Source organism: Paraburkholderia sp. SIMBA_030 (genome assembly GCF_046535245.1).
GTDB lineage: Bacteria > Pseudomonadota > Gammaproteobacteria > Burkholderiales > Burkholderiaceae > Paraburkholderia.
Window position 1 is genome coordinate 1 of sequence record NZ_JAWRXB010000627.1, and the last position, 269, is coordinate 269.

The following is a 269-nucleotide window of genomic DNA, read 5'->3' on the forward strand; positions in this document are numbered from 1 at the left end:
GTGACCACGTCCGCCACCAAGCCCGCCCGGGTCATGATTCCGGCAGTTTCGGGCGCCTGCCGCCGCGAAGACTCGATCAGGAGCGAACCACCCGGCGCTAACCACTCAGCCGCCCCGAGCGCGATCCGGCGCTGCACATCCAAACCGTCAGCGCCGCCGTCGAGCGCCACCATCGGCTCGTGGAGCCGTGCTTCCGGGGGCATCATGCTGATGGAGCCGGTCGGGACGTACGGTGCGTTCGCCAGGAGGAGGTCCACCTTGCCGAGGAG

At 69.5% G+C, this 269-nt stretch carries 1 pseudogene; it reads right to left on the bottom strand.

Annotated elements, in window-relative coordinates:
• Nucleotides 1-269, bottom strand: a pseudogene (locus SB772_RS41470) (putative protein N(5)-glutamine methyltransferase); the annotation flags it as partial.